This is a genomic window from Mesorhizobium sp. M7A.T.Ca.US.000.02.2.1, from assembly GCF_003996995.1.
GTDB lineage: Bacteria > Pseudomonadota > Alphaproteobacteria > Rhizobiales > Rhizobiaceae > Mesorhizobium.
On the sequence record NZ_RZTT01000938.1, the window covers coordinates 1 to 344 of the forward strand.

Here is a 344-nt window from a genome sequence, read left to right on the forward strand (position 1 = left end):
TAACCAGATCAACGAGGCGTTGACGGTGGTCGAGGCGGATATCGCCGTACATGCCCTCCAGGATCAGACAATCCGCCGCCTGATGACGTTGCCCGGCCTCGACGTCACCGTGGCTGCGAGCGTTGCCTGGGCCGGCCGCGCTGGTGATGAGCCGGTCCAATTCGCGGGCAACCCGCATGCCCGAGAGAGACGTATCAACGATGAGTGCCAGGCACTCTCTCGTGCAGTCGTCGACGACGGCCAGGATGCGGAAGCGGCGCCCGTCGGTGAGCTGGTCCGATACGAAGTCGAGCGACCAGCGCTCGTCGGGCCTCAGCGGCACCAGCATCGGCGCCCTGGTCCCG

General features: G+C 66.6%; 1 pseudogene. It reads right to left on the bottom strand.

Features of this window, described 5'->3' with window-relative positions:
* Nucleotides 1-145: 145 nt before the first annotated feature.
* Nucleotides 146-344: pseudogene (locus EOD15_RS35495) on the bottom strand (IS3 family transposase); the annotation flags it as partial.